Origin of the sequence: Streptomyces sp. NPDC004667, assembly GCF_040609475.1 — a bacterium.
GTDB lineage: Bacteria > Actinomycetota > Actinomycetes > Streptomycetales > Streptomycetaceae > Streptomyces.
Genome location: NZ_JBEXKC010000274.1, coordinates 1 through 1181, shown reverse-complemented (window position 1 = coordinate 1181; position 1181 = coordinate 1). Strand labels below are relative to the sequence as shown.

The window sequence follows — 1181 nt, the reverse complement described above, 5'->3', positions numbered from 1 at the left end:
TCGACGAAGACCCCGGCCTGCCCGCCCGGCATGTAGCCCCAGGCCTCCCCGAAGTTCTTCAGGTAGGCGAGGTTCTCGCTCTGGAACACCCGCTTGAGGTCACGGGCGTAGCGGAACTCCTGCACGTCCCCGTTGCCCAGGTACTCGGTGGGCTGGACGGCTTCCCCGGCCCCGTATATCGCCTCCTGCTTCCAGTAGGCGGAAGGATTCGTCAGCCGGCTCTTGATGTTGGCGAGGTCGGCGGCGGGCATGTGCTTGGCGGCGTCGATCCGGAAGCCGTCCACGCCCAGGGAGAGCAGGTCGTTGAGGTAACCGGCGATCCGTCCGCGCACGTACTCCTCCCCGGTGTCGAGGTCCGCGAGCTGTACCAGCTCGCAGTTCTGGACGTCGGCCCGGTTGCGGTAGTCGGAGATCGTCGCCCGGCAGTCGTCCATGTCGGCGCCGGAGTAGAGGCCGGGGTAGTCGTACTTCGTGTACGGGGAACCCCCGGTCCCCACGCCGTCGTTGGCCGCCATGTGGTTGATGACGGAGTCGGCGACCACCTTCACGCCGGCGGCGTGGCAGGCGCCGACCATCCGCTGGAAGGCGGCCCGGTCCCCGAGCCGTCCGGCGATCTTGTAGCTGACGGGCTGGTACGAGGTCCACCACTGGGGCCCCTGGATGTGCTCCTGCGGCGGCGACACCTGGACGTAGCCGTACCCGGCGGGCCCGAGGGTGCCGGTGCAGGCGGCGGCGACGGAGTCGAACCGCCACTCGAACAGCACGGCGGTGACGTCCTTCCCCCCGGGCGGCGCCGCCTGCGCCTGCGGGGCCTGGACGGTGAGGGTGGCGGCGGCGAGGACGAGGGCGGCGAGAGCGGTCCCGGGAACTCCGGTGACTCTGCGGCCTCTTGTGGTGCGGGGCATGGGGGCCTCCTGGCGGAGAGGTGGGGGATTGCCGCCGACCGTAGGTGCCACCCAGGCGTGTTGCAAGAGCTTGCGCAAGAGATTGCAGATTTGTTTCGCGGGGGGGGGCGGCGCTCCGTCGGGCGGGGGCTTCGCATGCCGGGCGGGGTCGGGGGGGCGGCGGGACTCGACCTGGCCCGTGTCAGGGGAGGGCTGGGGGCGTCCCGCCAGTCCACTGTCCTTCCGTGTCGGGCCGGTCCCTCAAGGGCGCTCCTTCGTCGCGTCGCTTCGCGATGG

1 protein-coding gene is annotated in these 1181 nt (G+C 71.0%); it reads right to left on the bottom strand.

Translation table 11 applies throughout. The features are described 5' to 3' along the window. Positions 1 to 905 (bottom strand): alpha-amylase family glycosyl hydrolase (locus ABZW32_RS40005; protein WP_356225857.1); only part of this gene is annotated, 905 nt, incomplete at its 3' end. Positions 906 to 1181 lie beyond the last annotated feature (276 nt).